This window comes from Cytobacillus oceanisediminis (genome assembly GCF_022811925.1).
GTDB lineage: Bacteria > Bacillota > Bacilli > Bacillales > Cytobacillaceae > Cytobacillus > Cytobacillus oceanisediminis_D.
Map to the genome: position 1 here is coordinate 4,446,041 of NZ_CP065511.1, position 23,088 is coordinate 4,469,128.

The window sequence follows — 23,088 nt, forward strand, 5'->3', positions numbered from 1 at the left end:
TAACTTTGAACATTAAACCTCTTGCATACCGGATGAGACCGAGAACGATTGATGAAATCATTGGCCAGGAGCATCTTGTTTCAGAAGGAAAAATTATCTATCGCATGGTGCAGGCTAAACAGCTTTCATCGATGATTCTGTACGGCCCCCCAGGTATTGGCAAAACCTCGATTGCAAGTGCCATTGCAGGGAGCACCAAATACGCTTTCCGCACTTTAAATGCTGTGACTAACAATAAAAAAGATATGGAAGTGGTAGCGGCAGAAGCTAAAATGTCCGGAAAGGTTATTCTGCTGCTGGATGAAGTTCATAGACTTGATAAAGGGAAACAAGATTTCCTGCTGCCCTATCTGGAAAATGGCAGCATCACTTTAATTGGCGCCACAACCAGCAATCCATATCATGCAATTAACCCGGCTATCAGAAGCCGGTGCCAAATTTTCGAACTAAAGCCGCTGTCTGCTGATGAAATAAAAAAAGCACTGAAAAGGGCATTGCTGGATAAGGAACGAGGTCTTGGCAATAAACAAACTGATGTTACCGATGAAGCGCTGACGCATCTGGCCACCGCTTCAAATGGTGATGTCAGAAGCTCGCTTAATGCATTGGAACTGGCTGTGCTTTCAACTAAAGAAGATGAAGAAGGAATCATTAAGATTGATTTGTCTGTTGCCGAGGAATGCATTCAGCGCAAAAGCTTTACACACGATAAAGATGGAGATGCCCATTACGATGTCCTATCCGGTTTTCAAAAGTCTATCCGCGGAAGCGATGTAAATGCGGCATTACATTATTTAGGAAGATTGATTGAAGCAGGCGACCTGCAAAGCATAAGCAGAAGACTTTTGGTTATCGCCTATGAAGATATCGGACTGGCATCGCCGCAAGCCGGAGCCAGAACCCTTGCAGCCATCGAAACAGCTGAAAGGATTGGATTCCCGGAAGGAAGGATTCCGCTGGCAAATGCGGTCATTGAGCTCTGCCTCTCTCCAAAATCCAATTCAGCATACAAAGCATTGGATTCTGCAATAGCGGATATCCGCGCAGGCAAAAGCGGTGAAGTCCCCGATCACTTGAAGGACGCCCACTACAAAGGAGCAACAGAGCTTGGCAGAGGCATCGGCTATCTATATCCTCACGATTATGAAACAGGCTGGGTCAAACAGCAGTACTTGCCAGACAGAATAAAAAACAAGGTGTATTATCAGCCTAAGAAAACAGGGAAATTTGAACAGGCATTAGCATCTGTCTATGAAAAACTCCTTAAATAGCAAAAGGTCTGGCAGCGATGCCAGACCTTTTATTATTTTGCGCTTTTATGCAGAAACATCCCTTTTATTAAACACATAAAATGCAAGCACCTGGAAAAGCAGGAAGTATATAAGTATCATCATGATTGAAAATCCAATCGTCATCCCCTGAACCATTGGCATCCCTTCAAAATATTGAAGGAGGTCTGTATTGGCAAAAAGGCTGTACTTTGCCCAATCATATTTCATTGCAATCAGCCTTGTGACCTGTCCTCCCATAAACATGAGAAACAAGGAAAGTCCTATTGCCAGCGAGCTATTCCTGAAAACAGCTGAAATCATAAAAGCCATGGTTGCCAGCATAAGCATATTAATGGATTTAAGGCCATAATAAGCTATCAGATGAAGTCCCATGCTTTGTTCTGTCACTGTTCCATTGTAATAATATAAATAAGGAAATGCTTTTTCAGGAAATCCAAAGAGGAGTCCGCCAAGCAGTGCTGAATATCCAAAGAGGATGGACAGCACCAGCAGACCGAATAGAATAACGGTAATATACTTTGCTCCCAGAATTTTTACTCTTTTGATAGGCCTAATCAAAAGAAGCTTGATGGTTCCCCATGTAAACTCACTTGCCACAATTCCTCCGGCAATGATGATGGTAAACAGGCCGGCAAATTCAATCAGCTGTGAGGTATCTGATACAAATCCCCAGACAGAGTATTCCTGATTCGGTGAAATATCATTTTTAATTCTGTATTCGTTGATGGCAATCTCCCTCTGATACTGTTCCTTCATTTCTCTGGGTGCCATTTCCCCCATCTCTTCAAGCTGTTTTTGATAGCTTTCGTTTTGGGTCTGCAGTCCCCTTTTCCATTCCGTATTATCCGGGACCGTCCCCCCGCTTTCCTGATATTTTATAAAGGCGCCTGCTACAGTCGTCATGATTAAAAGCAGTCCGATCATAACATATGTGCCCGGCCGCCTAAAAATCTTCATCCACTCATTTCGAATCAGCCCGACCATCACCTGCACCCCCTTTGTACTCTGTTACTTCAAGAAAACGGTCTTCCAATGTTTTGGTCACTTCACGCACAGCAAATATTTTCATGTTTTCCCGGACAAACTCGTTAATCATTTCAGGTATCTCGTCACGGACAAGCGGAAGAATCACACTATTTTCTGTGAGCTGAACAGGCAAATCAGGCTGTGCAGCTTTTAAAATTCTGTTCGCTTTTTCAGAATCATCCACTTCTACTTCATAAACCTTTTCTTTCCCCTGTACAAAATCACTGATGTGCTGAACATCAATCAATTTTCCGTTTTGAATGATGCCGATTCTGTCACACATCATTTCCATTTCAGATAATAAATGGCTGGAAACAATGACGGCCATATCTCTTTCTCCAGCAAGCATCCTCAGGTGATCCCGAATCTCTCTGATGCCTGCCGGATCAAGCCCATTCGTAGGTTCATCCAGAATAAGGATTTTGGGATCATGCAATAGACACTGCGCCAGTCCGAGCCTCTGCCTCATGCCAAGCGAGTATGTCCTGACTTTATCATGAATACGATCCGACAGTCCTACAAGCTCAACCGTTTCATCAATTTTTTCTTTAGTTACACCTTTTGACATTCGTGCATAATGAAGCAGATTTTGATAACCTGACAAAAACTTATACATCTCAGGGTTTTCTACAATGGCTCCAATATGGGAAACCGCCTTTTCAAAATCTGTTCTGATGCTGCTGCCAAGAATTTTAATGTCCCCTGAAGTAATGCCGATCAAGCCCACCAGCATTCGAATAGTGGTGGTCTTACCTGCACCGTTTGGGCCAAGGAAACCGAACACCTCTCCCTTTTTCACCTCAAAGCTGACAGAATCAATGATCGTTCTTCCTTTTATTACTTTTGTAACGTCCTGTATTTCTACAAGAGTATCCATTTAGGTATCCTCCTCCCATCTTTTAAAGTCCAGTTCTTTGCAGACTCCTTTAAAGTCGGGATTATATTTGGCTTACACTTTGTTATTTTACCTTTCAACAACTGAGAATGGAATATTTTCATCTATTAGGGTGACGATAAGCCTAACAATCGTATTTTCCGAGGTGGTTAAAGGAATGAAGGAACGGAAAGACTTATGGAAACCGGAAGAGGATCAATTACTCGAAGAAACAGTGCTTGAATACACATCAAACGGGGATACAAAAGCATCAGCTTTTAAGAAGGCAAGTACTGAACTCGGCCGTACAGTTTCAGCATGCCAATACCGCTGGAACACAGCCATAAAAAAAAGGACAGATTATGGATCCCAGGAAATCGCAAGCAATAAGGCACCCAGACAAACCAATGTAACTCCTGACAGTGTTCCCCCTGCCAATTTGGCTCAAGTCATACACTTCTTAAGGAATTTTGCGAAAATACAGCCTAATTCAGAGCAAATGAAGGAAAATAAACGTCTGCACGAAGCACAAGTGCAATTAAAACTTCAAAATGAGCAGTTAATCAGAAGGCTGAAGGACAAGAAAGCGGAATTTGAAAATCAGCTTCTGCAATATGAAGAAATGGCAAGCATCCTGAAAGAAGCCGACCAGCTGCTGAAGCATGACAGCAAAGAAGAGAAAAGAGCCGTTCACTGATTGGAGAGATTCCAGAACTTTTTATGCGAAAGACCGGCCTGCAGCCGGTCTCTTTTCAGTCATTTACACGTGCAATTTTAATATCGCTTAATAGTTCTTTAACTACATAGCTGGCCATGATTAAACCTGCAACAGAAGGAACAAATGCGTTTGAAGATGGCGGCATTTTAGCCTTTCTGATTTCAGCATCATCTTTCCCAACTGTTTTGCGGACATCTTCCCGGATAACGATCGGGCTTTCATCCGAGAATACAACCGGAACGCCTTTTCTGATTCCTTCTTTTCTCAGGCGCGTGCGGATAACCTTAGCAATCGGGTCAGTATGAGTTTTGAAGATATCAGCAATCTGGAACCTGGTCGGATCCATTTTATTTGCAGCACCCATGCTTGAAATCATTGGAATCCCTCTGTTCAAGCATTCTTTTATTAAATGAATTTTATAAGAAATCGTATCGGAAGCATCAACTACAAAGTCCAGTCCATAATCAAAGAATTGCTCATAGGTTTCCTCTGTATAAAACATTTTCAAAGCAATAACTTCACAGTCAGGATTGATATCCTTAATTCTTTCTTTCATTAAATCCACCTTTGGTTTCCCGACTGTGGATAATAAAGCGATGACCTGTCTGTTCACATTTGTGATATCAACATCGTCTTTATCAACCAGCACAAGCCGGCCAACACCTGAACGCGCCAGTGCTTCCGCAGCAAAGGAACCAACTCCGCCGATGCCCAGTACTGCAACTGTGCTATTTCTCATTTTTTCAAGGCCTTCTTTGCCAATAGCCAATTCATTCCTGGAAAATTGGTGAAGCATATATATCAACTCCATCAAATGTTATTTAAAAAGCATGTATTATCTAATACCCGATAATGAATATATCATACTTGAATTTTAAAACAAGTAGTTCTATAGGATTAATTCCATTAAACAATTTACCATTAATTAAATCCAAACTTCCTCTCCAATAGTGTTAACAGCACTATAATATTTAATCCTTAACACATTTCAACTATAGCTCAGTTCCAAGTAAGATTATAAAGAACAGGACAACAAAAAAATCCATGCTCACAAGCATGGATTTTATCAATCGTATGTATTAAAGAGTCCCAATCGTGCCGTCGCTGTTGATGCCCTCGTTTTGAACCCGCACTCAGCAGGTGGGTGTCCTGTTTCCTGCGTTTGTAAGTCCTCATCCATGAGGCTTTTACGCTGCGGGAAAACTCCGGACTCCCGAAGGAATAATGTTGGTCAAAATTTCAGGTTTTACAACGAACACATCAGGACTCTTTATTTATTGATATGATCATATCACACGGTTTCTTCTTTTTCAAGCTGATGAAATGGGGCAAATTTGAACAATTTTATCCATTTTATTCCTTAAAATTAGACATACCGTCTAAAAATCAGGAGTTACTTCCCAGTTTAGTTTTCTGAAAAATGAATTTTTTCATTTATTTAAACATTAATAGGAAATTACTCACTTTTTTTCAAGTTAAGCGCTAAGTGCAAATCATTAAGCTGGGACTGGCTAACTTCACCAGGAGCTTCTGTAAGCACACAGCTCGCACTGGCTGTTTTAGGGAAGGCAATCGTATCCCTCAGATTTGTTCTGCCAGCCAATAGCATCACAAGCCTGTCTAATCCAAGTGCAATTCCTCCATGCGGAGGAGTGCCATATTCAAATGCTTCAAGCAGGAATCCAAACTGTTCAACAGCTTCCTCTTTTGAGAATCCAAGCACACTGAACATTTTCTCTTGAACGTCTCTTTCGAAAATACGCAATGAACCGCCGCCAAGCTCGTAGCCGTTTAATACAAGGTCATATGCTTGTGCACGGACTTGAGCTGGATCTTTATCGAGAAGATTTAAATCTTCTCTGGCAGGCATTGTAAATGGATGATGGGCTGCATAATAGCGGCCTTCTTCCTCATCGTACTCAAGTAGCGGCCAGTCTGTAACCCAAAGGAAGTTAAACTTGCTTTGATCAATCAGATCAAGCTCTTTTCCAAGCTTTAATCGCAGAGCGCCAAGTGCATCTGCCACAACGTTTTTCTTATCAGCCACAAAGAGGAGCAAGTCTCCTGATTCTACTGACAGAGCTGCATAGAATGCTTTTTGTTCATCCTCAGTCACAAACTTGGCAATCGGACCTTTTAATCCGTCTTCTTCCGCTTTTAACCAAGCAAGCCCTTTTGCACCATAAACAGCAGCAAACTCTGTTAGGGCATCAATATCTTTTCGTGAATACTTTCCTGCACCATTTTTTACATTAATGGCCTTTACCTGTCCCCCGGAAGCAACTGCTCCGGCAAATACTTTGAAGCTTGAATCTTTTACTATTTCCGATAGATCCGTCAATTCCATTTCAAAGCGGGTATCCGGCTTATCAGAGCCAAAACGGTCCATCGCTTCCTGATAGGTCATTCGCGGGATTGGAAGCTGGACATCCAGGTCTTTCACTTCTTTCAAGACCTTTTTCATCATGTTTTCCATCAGGCCGATGATTTCTTCCTGGCTCATAAAACTCATTTCGATGTCGACCTGAGTAAATTCAGGCTGGCGATCTGCGCGCAGGTCTTCATCACGGAAGCATCGTGCAATTTGGTAATAGCGTTCAAATCCGCCTACCATTAATAACTGCTTAAAGATTTGAGGCGATTGCGGAAGAGCATAGAATTCACCCGGATGCACACGGCTTGGAACTAAATAGTCACGGGCTCCTTCCGGCGTGCTCTTCGTTAAAATCGGTGTTTCTATATCAAGGAATCCTTCGCCGTCCAGAAAATCCCTCATCGCTTTTGTTACTTGATGACGCATCTTAAAGGTATCAAACATGACTGGGCGTCTCAAATCCAGATAGCGGTATTTGAGGCGGACATCTTCGGAAACATCCGTTTTATCATCAATGACAAAAGGAGGTGTTTTTGCTTCATTTATGATCGTCACTTTCTCTGCTTTAATCTCAATGCGCCCTGTTTTCAGGTTCTCATTAATCGTGCCTTCTTCACGTGCAATTACTTCACCCTCTATATCAAGAACAAATTCATTGCGGATCTTTTCAGCTGTTGCAAGAGCTTCAGGGGAAACTTCCGGATTGAATACAACCTGAACGATCCCAGTGCGGTCACGAAGATCCACAAAGATCAGACCGCCCAAATCCCGGCGTTTTTGTACCCAGCCTTTTAAGCTTACTTTTTCTCCAATAGCTTTTTCCGTTACTTCCCCGCAAAAATACGTTCGCCCAAACATTCTAATTCCTCCCAAATATAAAGCTGATTTATGATTGATAAAGCTCTGTAAATTTTTCAATAAAAGAATCAAGATCAAGCTCTATTTGTTCTCCCGATTCCATTGATTTCACATTAATTTTGTTCGCTTTAAGTTCATCTTCACCCAAGACAGCAACAAATTTTGCATCCGACCGGTCTGCCGCTTTAAACTGGGCTTTAATTTTTCTGTCAAGATAATCTCTTTCAGCAGAATATCCTGCCATTCGAAGTTTTTGAAGAAGGCCGACTGTGTAATCCTTTGCTTCCTCTCCAAGGGATACAAGGTAGCAATCAATGCCCTTATTAAGAGGCAGATCCACCTTCTCTGCCTCAAGAGCAGCGATGAATCGCTCGATACTTAAAGCAAAACCTATTCCCGGCGCTTCAGGACCGCCAATTTCCTCAGTGAGGCCATTGTATCGTCCGCCGCCGCAAAGAGTTGTAATAGCGCCGAATCCTTCGGAATCGCTCATAATTTCAAAAGCAGTATGATTGTAATAATCCAGACCGCGAACAAGATTTGGATCGACAGTAAAGTCAATATCCAGGTTCTTTAAATACTTTTGAACCTTCTCAAAATAGGCTTTTGAATCATCATTTAAATAATCAATGATGGATGGAGCCGATTTCATAAGTTCATGTTCACGATCCTGCTTACAGTCCAGGATGCGCATTGGATTTTTCTCAAGGCGATTCTGGCAATCCTGGCAAAACTCCCCGATCCGCGGCTTGAAGTGGTTGACCAGAGCCTCTCTGTGTGCCGAACGGCTTTCTTTATCTCCCAGGCTGTTCACAATCAATTTAAGCTTTTGCAGTCCCATGCTTCTATAAAGTGACATTGCCAGTGCGATAACTTCCGCATCAATTGCCGGATCCGCGCTGCCGATCGCTTCGACGCCAAATTGGACAAACTGGCGGAAACGACCTGCCTGGGGGCGTTCATAACGGAACATAGGTCCCATATAATAAAGCTTTACAGGCTGGCTCGCATCACCGTACATTTTATGTTCAACGAATGATCTTACAGTCGAAGCTGTTCCTTCAGGGCGAAGTGTCAGGCTTCGTCCGCCGCGGTCTTCAAACGTGTACATTTCTTTTTGGACAATATCCGTCGTGTCTCCAACACTGCGCAGAAATAATTCTGTATGTTCAAAAATAGGTGTTCTGATTTCACGATATTGAAACTTCTCACAAAGTTCCCTGGCCTTTTCTTCTATCAATTGCCATTTTTCAACTTCCCCCGGCAGAATGTCCTGCGTTCCCCTTGGTATTCGGATAGACATGAAAATTACCTCCTAATGCAAAATGATATCTATGTACAAAATATTGATCCTTTACGATCAGCCAATAAATCAGCCATGATCGCAATCGCCAAAATAAAAAAACTCCCGCCTCCTTGTATATTAAATACAAGGGACGAGAGTTTGGTTTTCCCGTGGTGCCACCCTAGTTGAAGCCAATAAATAAACTTCCTCTTTTACAGTTAACGCCTGTTAACGTTCAGCTCCTACTAAAGATTACGCCTTTTTCAGAGAGAAACCTACGAAGTGTTCTTTCGTTAAATCATCATGTGAGAATGCTTTCAGCCGGGCGGCACTCTCTCTCTTTTCATGTGGGGTTTAACTACTCTTCTCCATCAATGGTTTATCGAAAAGCAGACACGCCTTGGTCAGACGCTGCAGCTAGACATTTAATTGTATTTGTCATTTTATTTATATTATAATACGGAGCATTTTCATCAATGTCAAGACTAAAATCATGTTATGATCGCTCCAGCTTTTTTTTCAGTTTCCTGACATCCTTGAGAGATAGTCCAAACTCTGAAGCGAGTTCAATCATGTTTGAGTTTTGTTCTCTCTGTATAAAATCATGAAAATCAACCCCGAACAGCTGATTTTCACCAGATTGTGCAGACATCCCTTTTTCTCCAAATCTCATAATGCTCACCCTTTTTTATGTAGTCTGTTCTATTCTTTCCATTTTCAGTTGAAATGTTTCATAACAGGGCAAATTTAATTCCCAGCTAAAAATGATTGCTGAGATACCGATATTAGAAGGGAAATTGCACAAGATGCAGAAGTATTTTAGGACCAAAGTTATCTTGACTGCCGGCACCTTGTTTGTTTTTCTGTTAATAAGGATTTTAATTATGAAAGGAGGCGGCCTGTTGGAGAAAAGAAAACCACTTATTCTCGTGATATGCCTTATGCTTTTGGCTGGCATAACACAGGCGGAAACACAGGTTAAAGCTGAAAACAATTCTGTAACAATTACCACCAATAATCTTAACGTCCGTCAAGGACCAGGCTTAAGCTACCCAATTCTGGGACAAGCCCAGAAAGGAGATCAATTTAACACCCTTTCCCGTGAAGAAGAATGGATTAAAATTAATTTCCAGGGGGAAAATGGCTATGTGGCCAGCTGGCTTGTTTCCGATATGACCACCAGTCAGACAGGAGAAAAAGCAGCCAGTACAAATTCCCAGGCAGTCATTACAACAGATGGCCTGAGGGTGAGAAAGGGACCTGGTACAAGTTACGGTGTTCTGGGGACTATCCAGAAAGGAACAGCCTATAAGGTCAAGGGCACAGAAGGAAGCTGGGTTAAGATCCAAACTCCTTATGGAGATGGATGGGTCGCAAATGAATTCGTCCAATACAGCGGCAGCCAAAAGAAAAATTCACTAAGCAGCAGCAAAACCGGGAAAATCACAGCAAACTCCCTAAATGTGAGAACCAAGCCATCGCTTCAAAGTGACATCATCGGCAAACTAAATTCAGGGGAGACTGTAGCTGTTTTTTCTCAAAATGACAGCTGGACAGAAATCTCTTTCTCGGGCAATACCGGATGGATCAGCAGCCAATATATTGCGGTTCAATCCTCACCATCAGAAAGCAAGCCAAAACAGTCAGCATCCGGGAAATCCGGCACTGTTACAGCAACCTCTTTAACCATAAGAAATAAAGGATCGTTAAATGGGAAACCAATTGGTTCTGTTACAAAAGGCCAAACTTTTCCTATTCTTGAGCAAGCTGATAATTGGGCAAAGATAGAATATCAGCCTGGTTCTTATGGATGGGTGGCAAGCTGGTTCATAGACATAGCCGCCGAGAAGAATTCCGGCTCTTCCCAGCAAAGTGTAAACGGCAGTTCTGCAATTATATTACATAACGGATCAAATATTAGGAAAAAAGCCAGTACCCAATCGTCTGTCATTCACAGGGCAAATAAAGGGGATAGCTTTGAAATTATCAGTCTGAATAACGATTGGTACGAAATTCGCCTGCCAAACGGCGGGCAGGGTTTTGTTGCCGGATGGATCGTCACCGTTGAGGGATCTGCACCTGCAATAACAAAACCAGGGGCGGAAAAGCACCTGAAAAATAAAACAATCGTCCTTGATCCCGGCCATGGTGGCCGTGATAACGGGACAACAGGAGCTAGAGGGACCCGTGAAAAGGATATTACGATCAGGACCGCTCAATTGCTCGCCGAGAAACTAAGGGCGGCAGGTGCCAATGTCATTCTGACCAGGAACGGAGATACCTATTTGCCGCTTCCTTCCAGAGTAGGCATTTCACATTATCACAATGCAGATGCTTTTATCAGCATTCATTATGACAGCACCCCAGATCGGACTGCAAGAGGAGCGACTACCTATTACTATCATTCTTTTCAAAAGGAACTTGCAGCCAATATCCACTCTAATGTAACATCCATGACAAACCTGAGAGATCGGGGCTATAGAGTCGGAGATTATCATGTAATTAGAGAGAATAAACGCAATGCCGTTCTTATAGAACTTGGATACCTGAGCAATCCGGCTGAAGAAGCTCTGATTGCTTCTGCACAGTATCAGCAATCTGCAGCAGCAGGAATTTATCAGGGACTTGCCCGCTATTTCAAAAATTAGCAAAAGCCCCGGCACCCAAATGGGATGCCAGGGCTTTTTGCATAATTAAAAAACCTTACTTGCTTTCTAAAATTAACGTAACTGGTCCATCGTTGGTTAACTGAACATCCATCATGGCTCCGAATTCACCTGTTTCTACTTTTAGGCCTTTAACTTCTAAGTACCGGTTAAAAGCATCGTAGATTTTTACGGCATGCGCAGGGCTTGCCGCTTCCATGAAATTGGGCCGTCTGCCCTTTCGGCAATCTCCATATAAAGTAAACTGGGAGACCGAAAGAATTTCACCTTCCTGATCCAGCAGTGAAAAATTCATTTTGCCATTTTCATCTTCGAAGACTCGAAGATTGGCAATCTTATCAGCCAGAAAAGCTGCGTCCTCTTCCTTATCTTCATGGGTGACTCCAACGAGCAAAACAAACCCCTTTTTGATGCTTCCGACGGTTTTGCCGTCCACCGTTACGCTGGCTTCTTTGCTTCGCTGCACTACAACACGCATTCTATCTGCTCCCCTTAGTTCATAATCCTTCTTACTGCATAAATATCAGGGATTTGTTTAATCCTTTCCACAACCTTTTGCAGGTGGCTGACATTGTGTATGGCAATGGACATATTAATCGTTGCTGATTTATTGCGGTCGGATCGTCCTGATACGGCTGAAATGTTGGTTTTCGTTTCATTAACAGCCTGAAGGACCTCATTCAATAATCCCCTCCGGTCATAACCGGTAATTTCAATTTCAACATTGTATTCTTTCCGGTCATTTAAGGCTGTTTCCCACTCAACCGGGATGAGCCTCTGTTTTGCATCATCCGTTTCTATATTAGGACAATCATCACGGTGTACAGAGACTCCTCTGCCCTTTGTAATAAACCCGACGATTTCATCTCCAGGGACAGGATTACAGCAGCGGGAAAGGCGAATCAGCAGGTTATCAATGCCTGAAACCCGGACACCGGATTCGCGTTTTTTGGCAGATGGAAAAGTCTTCAGTTCCGAAACAGCATTTGTAATATCGGAGGTTTGTTCGAGATCGCGTTTCTTGCGCCATTTTTCTGTCAGCCTGTTGGCAACCTGAAGTGCCGTTACCCCGTTATAGCCAACGGCGGCATACATATCTTCCTCTGTGGCAAAGTTGAATTTCTCGGCGACCCTTTTAACATTATCAGATGTCAAAATTTCCTTCAGGTCGAAATCCATATTGCGAATCTCCCGCTCAACAAGCTCTTTCCCTTTTTCCACATTTTCTTCTTTTCTTTGCTTTTTGAAGAAAGTCCTGATTCTATTTTTTGCCTGTGAAGTCTGAGCAAGCTTCAGCCAATCTTTGCTCGGTCCATAGGAATGCTTGGATGTCAGAATTTCGATGATATCGCCGGTCTTCAGTTTGTAATCCAGCGTGACCATTTTCCCGTTGACTTTGGCACCGATTGTCTTGTTTCCAATTTCCGAGTGAATCCGGTAAGCAAAGTCAATTGGAACGGAGCCGGAAGGAAGTTCGATGACATCCCCTTTAGGAGTAAAGACAAACACCATATCGGAAAACAAATCGATCTTCAGTGATTCCATGAACTCTTCAGCATTTGCAGCATCATCCTGAAACTCCAGGATTTCACGGAACCAGGTCAGCTTCTCCTCAAATGAAGAGCCCTCATTCACTCTTTTTCCTTCTTTATAAGCCCAATGGGCAGCAATACCAAACTCTGCAATTCTGTGCATATCCATGGTACGGATCTGGACTTCCAGCGGGTCACCTTTTGGCCCGATAACCGTAGTATGAAGAGATTGATACATATTCTGTTTAGGCATGGCGATATAATCTTTAAAACGGCCGGGCATCGGCTTCCAGCATGTATGAATAATCCCAAGCACCGCATAGCAATCTTTAATGCTGCTTACAACAATGCGTACAGCAAGCAGATCATATATCTCATTGAATTGCTTATTTTGAAGCGCCATTTTTCGATAAATGCTGTATATATGCTTAGGGCGGCCGGATATCTCTGCTTTAATTGAAACCTCTGACAGTCTGCCCCGCATTACATTTATAACATCATCTAAATACTCTTCCCGTTCCGCTCTTTTTTTCTTCATCAGGTTTACAATCCGATAATATTGCTGAGGATTTAGGTACCTTAGAGCCGTATCTTCAAGCTCCCACTTAATCTTTGAAATTCCAAGCCTATGGGCAAGAGGGGCAAAAATTTCCAGCGTTTCGTTTGAAATGCGGCGCTGCTTTTCAGCTGGCAGATGCTTAAGTGTCCGCATATTATGAAGACGGTCAGCAAGCTTAATTAAGATCACACGGATGTCCTGGGCCATTGCCACAAACATTTTCCGATGATTTTCAGCCTGCTGCTCTTCCTGTGATTTATATTTAATTTTCCCCAGTTTTGTTACACCATCGACAAGCATGGCCACTTCTGAATTGAAGGCTTCCTCGATATTCTCCAATGAGACTTCAGTGTCTTCAACCACATCGTGAAGAAAGCCGGCAGCAACCGTTGATGGATCCATCTCCAGATCAGCAAGGATGCCTGCCACTTGAATTGGATGGATGATGTATGGTTCACCGGACTTTCTATATTGTTCACGGTGGGCATGCTTGGCAAACTCGTACGCTTTTTTTACAAGCTCTGCATGCTCATCGTTTAAATATTCTTTTGCTCTGTTGATGACTTGCTCGGCGGTCAGAACTTGATCGTTCGCCATGGAATCACCTTTATCTCCCTGAATTTTATGCATTTGCATAATGTAATAAATTTTGAAATTGATCATTTATAACAAGGTAATAAAAAAATTAATATTGCTACTATTATCGAAAAAAAAAGTGAAGATGTAAAGGGATAGGCTGTTATTTTTATGGGAATAACAAAAGTTTTGTCGTTTTTTGTCCGAATTTCTTTATTGATTTTCCATAAATGGATTTGGAAGCCCTTTATATAACTATTTTCACAGATAAATTAAAAAGAGCGCCATTTCGTCTGGCGCTCTCCTGGTATGAAAAAATTAATACTGCATCAATGTCAGAATATCGTAGTTGTCGAGCTTCTTACGGCCGTCAAGGTATGTTAATTCGATAAGGAATGCAATACCTGCCACTACTCCGCCAAGTTCTTCAACCAGCTGGATGGTTGCATCGATTGTTCCGCCTGTCGCAAGGAGGTCGTCAGTGATCAGGACTCTTTGCCCGGGTTTGATGGCATCTTTATGAATGGTTAAAACATCTTTGCCATATTCAAGGCCATAATTAACCTTGACTGTATCACGGGGAAGTTTTCCTTCTTTGCGGACAGGGGCAAAACCTACACCTAATGAATAAGCTACAGGGCAACCGATGATGAATCCGCGGGCTTCCGGGCCAACAACAAGGTCAATCTTCTTTTCACGGGCATATTCCACAATTTGGTCAGTCGCATATTTATACGCTTCACCGTTGTCCATAAGTGTTGTAATATCTTTAAATTTTATGCCTGGCTTCGGCCAATCTTCAACAATTGTTATATACTGTTTTAAGTCCATTTTTCTTCCTTTGCCTCCTCAAGTTTTACAGCCCCTTGCATAACTTCATCAAACCAGTCTTTGAGCTGCTGAAAGGATGAATAGAGCAAATCGCTCTCAAGAGTGTATTGTGCCTGTTTAAGCTGATAGGTTCGCGAATCAGCTAAATCACGTTTAATTGATGTATTGTTTAACGAAATAACACCATTGTTTATTTTAACAAAATCCAATTCAAAAAACACTTGAGACATAAAATCTACCGTTTCCCTGCTCCATCCCTTATGCTTGGCTATGTCATTCCCATGACGCCTGATATCGATCGAGCCTTTTTTAGCAATCAGGGCAAAATACCACTTAAAATGATCTCTTGTTGGAATAGTGCTGAAATAGTCACTATCCTCTTTATAAAAATGAGCATAAATTCTGGCAGGTTTTTTTCCAGAGAATACATGAGCAAGCATTTCCTTTGAAGGCGGCAAATCAGCAAGCACGATGTTTGAGCCTTCTAGTCTTAAAGCTTCAGCATCCTCTTCAGATGTTATTTTCACCATGTTTTCCCCTGCATATGTCCTGAACTTGGATATATGTTCCTCATTAAAAAAGATCCATGTTGTGTTTTCCAAGGGAATGACGTTTTGAAGCCTTTCGAGCCGCTTTAAACTCCGGATATCGAATAGCTGCCAGGAGTTCACTGCCATATCCTGCAGGAAGATTTGCGGTTTTTTAATATTATTCCATTCATTAATGGATAATTCGCCAATAACCGATAGCTTGGAATATGGTGAAATATGCTCATGCAAATGTCCGAGGCCAAAGCCTATCCCATCAAGGGAAGACCCATCATTCTCAATGGTGATCTTTATATGAGTTTGATCAGATCCGATTTTTCTCATAGCGGCAATATTGGCATCTTTTATCATGACTTTCGGTTTTGGATTTCCCATTCCAAATGGAGCGAGCAGATGCATTTCCTCTATAGAAGAGAGGCTGATATCTTTTAGATGGAAGACACCATCAATGCTGGTTACGGGAATAAAATCCTCCTCGGTCAGCTGTTCATTTGCAAGAGTATTCAGTCTATCCCTGAGGTCATCGACCGATTCAATTGACAAGGTCATTCCTGCCGCCATTGGATGCCCTCCAAAGTGAGGAAGGATATCCCGGCATTCAGAAAGATTTTTGAACAGATCAAAACCTTCTATACTTCTTGCTGATCCCTTTGCCAGCCTTTTTTCACTGTCATAACTGAGAACAATGGCCGGGCGGTAAAACTTTTCAACAAGCTTCGAAGCTACTATTCCGATTACACCGGCATTCCAGCCTTCTTTGCCTACAACAATTACTGAATTCTCACTGATTGGAAAATTTGTTTCGACCTCTTTAACCGCTTGAGCTGCTATGTCATTGACAATAGCTTGCCTCTCTTTATTTAACATTTCAATTTCTTCAGCAATGGCTTGTGCTTCATAAGGATCTTTTGTCAGGAGCAAATCCACTGCAGGATCCGCACTTTCAAGCCTGCCGGCCGCATTGAGGCGAGGCCCGATTGTAAAGCCGATTGTTTCTTCACTAATGGATGGAAGTTCGATTCCTGCCGCTTTAAACAAGGCATTCAAACCTGTATTCTTAGTTGATTTCAGCTTTTGAATCCCGCGCTTGGCAATAAGCCTGTTCTCTCCCGTTAAAGAAACAAGGTCGGCAATTGTGCCAATTGCAGCTATTTCCAAAAGGTGATCAGGCAGTTCACCATATAGCGCATGTGCAAGCTTAAATGCTACTCCAACTCCGGCCAGTTCCCGGAATGGGTATCTGCTGTCCGGATGCTTAGGATGCACAATTGCCCATGCTTCCGGAAGCTCCGGGCCAGGCTCATGGTGATCTGTAATAATCAAATCCATTCCAAGCTCTTTTGCAGCCTTTGCTTCGTTTACAGCCGAGATCCCTGTATCTACAGTAATAATTAAACGGATGCCGGTATCAGCGGCATGTTCAAAAGCCGGGATATTTGGTCCATAGCCTTCAGTAAATCGATTCGGTATGTAGAATTGGACGTCAGCACCGAGATCTCTAAGTGCCATCATCATGACAGAAGTGCTTGTCACTCCATCCGCATCATAATCACCAAAAATTAAGATAGGTTCCTGTTTTTCAATTGCTTCTTTTATTCTGGAAACAGCTTTTGCCATATCTGTCATTAAAAAAGGATCATGAAATTCCTGGTCTTTATCCAATAAAAAATACCGTGCTGAATCAACGGTATCCATTCCGCGATTAATTAACAGCGATGCTGCAAGAGGAGCAATATTCAATTCCTTTGAAAGCTGCTGCACCTTATCCTCCTGTGTTTGCCGAACAATCCATCGCGTTCTTGAATGTAACATACGTTCACCCCTCAGCTTATTAATTATACAAGAGGGGGACATGTGTTTCAATAAGTTAAAATCGGGATATTCCATACAGATTTGGAAAGAAAGATATTAATGGCCGGTCACTTTTTGCAGGCAAAAGAAAAACTTGAGCAAAAGCCCAAGTCTGTTTTAGTTTAATGTATATCCCTATCCAGCTCTTTTTCAACTTCTTCTTTATCGGTATTATCCTTTACCGCATTTCCTGAATTCAGCTTATCATTTTCCTTTTTTAGTATTTTCACTTTCCTTTGGAGTGAGTAGATTCGAACAAGGCCTACAGAACCGACAATCAGTCCTCCCATAAGAACTGATCCTAAAATCACAAGAATGAGCGGCCACTGGCTTTCCCCAAACAAGTAGTTTACCGTTACATTATCAACATTGATTACTGCAAAAATAGCAACTATTAGTGCAAATAAAAAACCAAATAATAAAGCCCATTGAAATTTCATACAATCCTCTCCCAAATAAATTCTCTAATTTATGCGCTTTTCCCTATAAGGATTAATGTGCACAAATACATTTTGCACATTTTCCAATCCAAGCAGTTTGCGTTTCACTTCTTTGCCCACCCGATGGCCATCCTCAACAGTCATATTCGGATCCACCGAAACTTTAATATCTACAATTACATAATGTCCGTGTTCCCTGGCGTGCAGTTCATCAATCCTTTTAACCTGTTCAACGGATTCAGCAGTTTTGCGCATCTCAAGTGTATCTTCTTCATGAAGCACATGATCAAGTGTGCTATGAATGGATTCTTTACCCAGCCGCCATGCCATCTGGAGAATCATAAGGGAAACAATGAGGCCAGCAACAGGATCTGCATACTCAAGCCATTCGATCCCCATTCTACCGCCAATAATCGCACATCCAATTCCTATTAAGGCTGCAATTGATGAATATACATCTGAACGGTGTTCATAGGCATTTACAATTAAAGCATCACTGTTAAGTTTCTTTCCCAAATTATACTTATAACGAAACATTGCTTCTTTCACAATGATAGAAACCAGCACTGCAGCAACCGCAATTGCTTTTGGAGGTTCAATTGGCGAAAAAAATGACTCAAATGATGATTTGCCGATTTCAATTCCCACGAGGAACAGCAAGACTGCAACAATTATGGCTGCAATCAATTCAGCCTTTCCATGACCATATGGATGATCCTCATCCGGCGGCTGTTTTGCAGCTCTCAGCCCCAAATATACAGCAAAGGATCCGGCTACATCTGAAGCAGAATGGACCGCATCCGCCACGAGCGCTTTACTCCCTGAATAAACGCCTATTCCCCATTTGATGGTAGCAAGAATAATATTGCCCACGATGCCAATTATAGCTGCAAATTCAGCTTTCTTAAAACGATCGTTATTTTCCAAAGCGATACTTCCTTCCTCCCTGAACTTGTTTTTAGTTTATCCTATTTAACGGAATCATTAACCATTTTTGTAAAATAGACGGCATCCAGCTTTCAAGATTAATAAAAAAACTCAGGCATTCGCCTGAGTTTTTGAAAGTATTATACTTGAGGTTCGTCACTGACTTTGCGTTTTTCTTTTACGGTATTAATAACGCCTTTTTCTTTCAGTTCTTTGCCTTTCCATACTGCCCACAACTGCGCAGCAAGGAAAATCGATGAATAGGTACCTGCAATTAGACCGATCAAAAGTGCAAACGAGAAATTTCTGATTGACTCACTTCCAAACACCAATAGCGCAACGACAGTAAATACAACAGTTAAAACAGTATTCACAGAGCGGCCAAGCGTTTGGCGAAGACTTTTGTTTACAACATCAGCAATATCCTCGAATGATTTGAGCTTTTTCTTTTTCTGCATATTCTCACGCATCCGGTCGAACGTTACGATTGTATCGTTGATCGAATAACCAACTACCGTCAGTACTGCTGCAATGAAGGTAATGTCCACTTCAAGACGCGTAAAGCTAAATACAGCAATGATAAAGAAAGCATCATGAAGCAGCGCGAGAACTGCCGGAATGGCCATCTTGATCTCAAAGCGAATGGTTACATAGATGATAATGCCTACAGAGGCTATGGCCAAAGCAATCAGCGCGTTTTTGGCAAGTTCCTTACCAACTGTCGGTGAAACCGTACTGACATTTGGATCGGCACCGAATTTTTCATGAAAATGAGTCTTTAAATCGGCAATTTCATCTTTTGTCAGCACACCTTTTAACCTTGCAACGCCAATTTCTTTATTATCACCTGAGATGACAATATCATCAGTCTCTAATCCTACCGCAGATAATTCAGTTTGGAGCTCTTCTTTGGTTAAAGATTCATTAGCCAGCTGCTCAATGCGCGTACCGCTGGCAAAATCAATTCCGAGGTTCAGTCGGAATATGGAAACAACAATTATTCCCACTGCAATTAATACAGCAGATAGAATGAAAAACTTCCTGCGATGCCCTACAAAATCAAATTTATCGAACTTGGTCGGCAAATCAAGGGTATCGTAATTTTCAGCAATATTTTTGATCTCACTTTTCTTAACCCCAAACCAGCCTGGCTTTTTATTCAGTGCTTTACTATGGACCCAAAGCCCCATAAGCAGCCTTGTGCCATAAACCGCAGTAATAAAGCTAGCCAGTATGCTTATAATAAGCATGGTAGCAAATCCTTTTACAGAACTTGTCCCATACATGAATAAAACGGCTGCTGCTAAAATGGTTGTGATATTTGCATCAAATATGGTCGAAAGTGAGTTTTTCTCACCAGCCTGGAAAGCTGATTTGATTGTTCTGCCCACTTTTATTTCTTCACGGATTCTCTCGTAGGTAATGATATTCGCATCAACAGCCATACCAACCCCCAGAATCAGCGCAGCAATACCAGGCAGCGTCAATACGCCATTCATCCAGTCAAATACGAGTAAAATCAGATAAATATAGAAAGATAATGTAAGTGTCGCTATAAACCCAGGGAAACGATATACCGCAATCATGTAGATAAATATAATTGCAATTCCAATGATACCGGCAAGAATAGTCGTTTCCATTGCCTGCTCACCGAATTTCGCACCTACCGATGTCGAATAAACTTCATCGAGCTGTACAGGCAGGGAACCGGCATTCAATAAATCCGACAGTGTCTGTGCTTCTTCAATCGTAAAGTTCCCAACAATGGACACGGTATCCTGATTAAAAATCTGACTTACCTGGGGAGCAGATAAGTATTTTGGATCTTCTTTTGCTGACTCTGCCTGGAATGAATCCTGGCCTTCTTCAAAATCAAGCCAAATGACAAGCAGGTTATTTGGCGCTCCCATATTGACAATTTTTTGAGTTACATCTTTAAATTTGCTGGCACTCTTCAGCTTCAATGAAACACTTGGCTTTCCGTTTTCATCGAATGTCTGCTTTGCTCCATTTTCAGCAAGGTCTGAACCATCCATCATCAATTGATCATTAACATCTCTAAATGATAGATTAGCTTCTGTGGACAGAATTTCCCTTGCCTTATTCTGATCTGTCACACCAGCAAGCTGAACACGGATCCTCTTATCTCCCTCAATCTGGATATTCGGCTCACTGACTCCTAGAACATTGATCCGCCTATCCAGTGCTTCGGCAGTACTAGCAAGGACGGCTTTATCAACCTTCTGCCCATCTTTTGGCGTTACCTCATAGAGGACCTCGAATCCGCCCTGCAAATCAAGTCCAAGCTTAATATTTTTTAAGATGTTGTTTGTCGTTGCCCCTGCCAAGCTTCCCAATAATACAACAATCAGGAAAAAGGCAACGATACGGCTGCGCTTTACCATTATGAATAAATCCTCCTTAGCTATCGCCCGCTATTTGAAATAACCACATCAGCATCTGTGATGCATTATTTGCCATACAGGCTTGCGTCGGAAAGCTGCATATCTGTTAAGCAGCCTCCCGTAATAAGACTTTCGTTTGAACCCTAGCCGGCTTTTACCATTGGCTCTTAAATTTCAATCTATGTATGAACAATGACATGAAAAAGACCGTTTACTCCGCTTTTCATTATGAAACAGATTGTAAAACCTGTCAATTTGTCTTATATCATGTTAATTTTTATAAAAATTGGAAATCTGACTACTTTAATAGTTCCCTTCTTTCTTCTTCATTTTCGAAAGCAAAGTCTGCCTCTTTAAAAGCCTCGATGGTAGCATAGTGAATGTATTCACTCACTTTTACCTCCATTACTTCTTCCACAATTTCAAATAGCCTGACATTTTCTTTTGGCTTCTTCCACTTTTTCTTTGTCAGGAATCCCCAGAGCTCCTGCTCAGTCACTTTTTTATATCCCAGCAGCCGAAATTCATCCAGTTTGCTTTCCAATGCAGGTTTTACCGTAATGCGAAAATAATCATATTCATGGCCGATTTTCACTTTCAGCCGCCTCCCCGCCATTATTCACATGGAAATTATGATAGCTTGTCATGCTTTGTCCTCTATCTTGCATATAGATAATTGTATATGATAATACCCATTTTGAGAAGGCAGGGAGTTGAATGTCCAAATTTCTGAAAGGTACCATGATCCTGCTTGCTGCAGGCCTGGTGACCAGGGTCCTGGGCTTTATAAACAGAATTGTCATTGCCCGATTTATTGGAGAAGAAGGCGTTGGCCTTTATATGATGGCTTTTCCCACTATGATTCTTGTCGTCACCATCACACAGCTTGGGCTGCCGGTGGCTATTTCTAAGAATGTGGCAGAGGCGGAGGCAAGGGGAGATACAGCAAAAATTAAGAAAATATTAGTTGTTTCCTTAGCGACGACAATCTCACTTTCAATTGTTTTCACTCCTGCTTTAATTTTGCTTGCTCCATTATTATCAGAAACGCTATTTACTGATGACCGCACACAGTTGCCTTTGATGGCAATCGCCCCTATCGTGCCGATCATTGCAGTTTCTTCTGTCATCCGGGGTTATTTCCAGGGCAGACAGAACATGAAGCCTGCTGCCTATTCCCAGATGATTGAACAGATAGTCCGGATCAGCCTGATCGCTTTGATGACAAAAGCATTTCTGCCATTCGGAATTGAGTATGCGGCAGCGGGAGCCATGCTGGCAGCTGTCATTGGAGAGCTTGCATCATTGCTATATTTAATGACCACATTTAAGCTTAAAAAGAAATTCAGAGTCAGGAAACAATTTTTTAAATTTGTTTCTTCCGGAAAAAGTACATTTAACGAACTGATGACCGTTGCCCTTCCAACGACTGGCAGCAGAATGATCGGTTCAGTCGCCTGGTTTTTTGAACCGATTGTGGTAGCGCAGAGTCTTGCACTTGCAGGGGTGGCGGCAGCTGCGGCTACGAAGCAATATGGTGCTCTTACCGGCTTTGCCATGCCTCTTCTGTTGCTTCCATCGTTTATTACTTATTCTTTGTCAACATCTCTTGTTCCGGCTATCAGCGAAGCAAATTCCCAAAATAATATGCGTCTGATCGAATACCGTCTTCAGCAGGCACTTCGGTTTGCATTTATTACTGGCGGCCTGGCAGTGGTGGTTCTTTATGTCCTTTCCGATCAATTGATGGAAGTAATGTACGGCTCCTCAAGCGGTTCTCATTTTATTAAATTGATGGCGCCATTTTTTCTGTTTTATTATTATCAGGGGCCTCTTCAGGCAACTTTACAGGCATTAAATCTGGCCCGTGCCGCAATGATCAACAGTCTGATTGGCGCTGTCGTTAAAACGGCAGTCATCTTTCTTCTTGCCAGCCAGCCTGCATTTGGCATCAATGGTGTTGCGATGGGAATTCTGACCGGCACAGTCCTGGTGACAATGCTTCACTTTGCAACAGTACTGAAAGCTATTTCGTTTACTTTTTTCGCCAGGGACTATCTAAAGACGTTTATTGCCATGTTTTTGTCAGGAGGCATTGGCATCTGGATGCTCAAAGATTTACTTTCTCCTGACTTGAATACAGCAGTAAGGGTAATTGTGATTTCTTCAGCCATCACTGCTGCATATATAATTCTCTTATTATTCTTTAAGCTCATTAAAAAGAATGATTTGATTCGGATCCCATGGATTGGCAGATTGTTATCAAGGTTTGCATTTAGATAATTTGCCTTTATCAGCAGGGTCAGCTCAACAATCTGGCATATCT

Annotated in this window: 18 protein-coding genes, 1 other RNA gene and 1 other annotated feature; of the genes, 4 read left to right on the forward strand and 15 right to left on the reverse strand. The window is 42.1% G+C overall.

Annotated features, from left to right (window positions below):
* Positions 1–5: 5 nt before the first annotated feature.
* Positions 6–1,271, forward strand: coding sequence for a replication-associated recombination protein A (locus tag IRB79_RS22375; RefSeq protein ID WP_243504994.1), 1,266 nt, complete (start codon positions 6–8; stop codon positions 1,269–1,271).
* 45 nt (positions 1,272–1,316) lie between these two features.
* Here IRB79_RS22375 and IRB79_RS22380 read toward each other — a convergent pair whose 3' ends face one another.
* Positions 1,317–2,276, reverse strand: a complete 960-nt coding sequence (locus IRB79_RS22380) for an ABC transporter permease (protein ID WP_243504995.1) — start codon at positions 2,274–2,276, stop codon at positions 1,317–1,319.
* Positions 2,254–3,195, reverse strand: a complete 942-nt coding sequence (locus tag IRB79_RS22385) for an ABC transporter ATP-binding protein (protein ID WP_243504996.1) — start codon at positions 3,193–3,195, stop codon at positions 2,254–2,256. Before IRB79_RS22385 ends, IRB79_RS22380 begins: the two co-directional genes overlap by 23 nt.
* Positions 3,196–3,370: 175 nt before the next feature.
* Between IRB79_RS22385 and IRB79_RS22390 the strand changes: the two genes are divergently transcribed.
* Positions 3,371–3,889 (forward strand): hypothetical protein, encoded by a 519-nt coding sequence (locus tag IRB79_RS22390; protein ID WP_243504997.1) that lies wholly within the window; start codon positions 3,371–3,373, stop codon positions 3,887–3,889.
* A 55-nt stretch (positions 3,890–3,944) separates the two neighbouring features.
* Here the strand turns inward: IRB79_RS22390 and IRB79_RS22395 are convergent, their stop codons facing one another.
* From IRB79_RS22395 to IRB79_RS22415, 5 genes are all read right to left on the reverse strand, one after another.
* Positions 3,945–4,706, reverse strand: a complete 762-nt coding sequence (locus IRB79_RS22395) for a tRNA threonylcarbamoyladenosine dehydratase (protein ID WP_243504998.1) — start codon at positions 4,704–4,706, stop codon at positions 3,945–3,947.
* Between the two features lie 286 nt (positions 4,707–4,992).
* Positions 4,993–5,180: non-coding RNA, 6S RNA (gene ssrS / locus IRB79_RS22400), on the reverse strand.
* 186 nt (positions 5,181–5,366) lie between these two features.
* Positions 5,367–7,142, reverse strand: a complete 1,776-nt coding sequence (gene aspS / locus IRB79_RS22405; protein ID WP_243505004.1) for an aspartate--tRNA ligase — start codon at positions 7,140–7,142, stop codon at positions 5,367–5,369.
* Positions 7,143–7,170: 28 nt separating this feature from the next.
* Positions 7,171–8,445, reverse strand: a complete 1,275-nt coding sequence (gene hisS, locus IRB79_RS22410; protein ID WP_243505005.1) for a histidine--tRNA ligase — start codon at positions 8,443–8,445, stop codon at positions 7,171–7,173.
* 126 nt (positions 8,446–8,571) lie between these two features.
* Positions 8,572–8,811: a binding site (T-box leader), on the reverse strand.
* A gap of 112 nt (positions 8,812–8,923) precedes the next feature.
* On the reverse strand, positions 8,924–9,100 hold the full coding sequence (locus IRB79_RS22415; protein WP_026041802.1) for a hypothetical protein: 177 nt from the start codon (positions 9,098–9,100) through the stop codon (positions 8,924–8,926).
* Positions 9,101–9,329: 229 nt separating this feature from the next.
* Between IRB79_RS22415 and IRB79_RS22420 the strand changes: the two genes are divergently transcribed.
* Positions 9,330–11,075 (forward strand): N-acetylmuramoyl-L-alanine amidase family protein, encoded by a 1,746-nt coding sequence (locus tag IRB79_RS22420; RefSeq protein WP_243505007.1) that lies wholly within the window; start codon positions 9,330–9,332, stop codon positions 11,073–11,075.
* Between the two features lie 55 nt (positions 11,076–11,130).
* On the opposite strand, the gene dtd is transcribed toward IRB79_RS22420, so the two are convergent.
* The 8 genes from dtd to IRB79_RS22460 form a co-directional block, all read right to left on the reverse strand.
* Positions 11,131–11,571: a D-aminoacyl-tRNA deacylase gene (gene dtd, locus IRB79_RS22425; RefSeq protein WP_243505009.1), complete on the reverse strand. Its 441-nt coding sequence runs from the start codon at positions 11,569–11,571 to the stop codon at positions 11,131–11,133.
* A gap of 14 nt (positions 11,572–11,585) precedes the next feature.
* Positions 11,586–13,781 carry a RelA/SpoT family protein gene (locus IRB79_RS22430; protein WP_206838897.1) on the reverse strand — a complete coding sequence of 732 codons (2,196 nt, stop codon included), beginning with the start codon at positions 13,779–13,781 and terminating at the stop codon, positions 11,586–11,588.
* Between the two features lie 297 nt (positions 13,782–14,078).
* Positions 14,079–14,591: an adenine phosphoribosyltransferase gene (locus IRB79_RS22435; RefSeq protein WP_243505010.1), complete on the reverse strand. Its 513-nt coding sequence runs from the start codon at positions 14,589–14,591 to the stop codon at positions 14,079–14,081.
* The gene (gene recJ, locus IRB79_RS22440; RefSeq protein ID WP_243505016.1) at positions 14,582–16,951 is read right to left on the reverse strand and encodes a single-stranded-DNA-specific exonuclease RecJ; all 2,370 of its coding nucleotides are present in this window, start codon (positions 16,949–16,951) and stop codon (positions 14,582–14,584) included. Before recJ ends, IRB79_RS22435 begins: the two co-directional genes overlap by 10 nt.
* A gap of 161 nt (positions 16,952–17,112) precedes the next feature.
* Complete coding sequence (locus IRB79_RS22445) at positions 17,113–17,430, reverse strand: LapA family protein (RefSeq protein ID WP_243505017.1); 318 nt, start codon at positions 17,428–17,430, stop codon at positions 17,113–17,115.
* A gap of 24 nt (positions 17,431–17,454) precedes the next feature.
* Entirely contained in the window at positions 17,455–18,357 is a 903-nt protein-coding gene (locus tag IRB79_RS22450; RefSeq protein ID WP_243505019.1) for a cation diffusion facilitator family transporter, read from the reverse strand.
* A 140-nt stretch (positions 18,358–18,497) separates the two neighbouring features.
* On the reverse strand, positions 18,498–20,762 hold the full coding sequence (gene secDF, locus IRB79_RS22455; RefSeq protein WP_243505020.1) for a protein translocase subunit SecDF: 2,265 nt from the start codon (positions 20,760–20,762) through the stop codon (positions 18,498–18,500).
* A gap of 298 nt (positions 20,763–21,060) precedes the next feature.
* Positions 21,061–21,357: a post-transcriptional regulator gene (locus IRB79_RS22460; RefSeq protein ID WP_243505021.1), complete on the reverse strand. Its 297-nt coding sequence runs from the start codon at positions 21,355–21,357 to the stop codon at positions 21,061–21,063.
* A gap of 122 nt (positions 21,358–21,479) precedes the next feature.
* Here IRB79_RS22460 and spoVB point away from each other — a divergent pair, with 122 nt between their 5' ends.
* Complete coding sequence (gene spoVB / locus IRB79_RS22465) at positions 21,480–23,045, forward strand: stage V sporulation protein B (RefSeq protein ID WP_243505022.1); 1,566 nt, start codon at positions 21,480–21,482, stop codon at positions 23,043–23,045.
* Positions 23,046–23,088 lie beyond the last annotated feature (43 nt).